Raw genomic sequence first — 248 nt, 5'->3', positions numbered from 1 at the left:
CACCACCGGGCCGAGCTCGTGGTGGATGCGCTGAAGATGGCTGCCGGCCGCGGCGCGCTGAAAGAGGGCTGCATCGCGCACTCCGATCGCGGCAGTGAATACACGTCCGGTGAATACCGCAGTTTGATCAGGGAGTTGAAGCTGAGGCAGAGCATGGGAAGAACGGGCTCCTGTTACGATAACGCCGCGGCCGAAAGCTTTTTCGGCCTGCTGAAAGCGGAGATCGGGACCACCGTCTGGGAGTCCCA

General features: G+C 62.5%; 1 protein-coding gene. It reads left to right on the top strand.

Annotated elements, in window-relative coordinates; genetic code table 11:
• Nucleotides 1–248 (top strand): DDE-type integrase/transposase/recombinase (locus C1I97_RS39160; protein ID WP_146608514.1); only part of this gene is annotated, 248 nt, incomplete at both ends.

It is taken from the genome of Streptomyces sp. NTH33, from assembly GCF_003236365.1.
Taxonomy (GTDB): Bacteria; Actinomycetota; Actinomycetes; order Streptomycetales; family Streptomycetaceae; genus Streptomyces.
The sequence above is the reverse complement of the archived record's forward strand: the minus strand, read 5'-3'. Positions and strand labels throughout refer to the sequence as shown.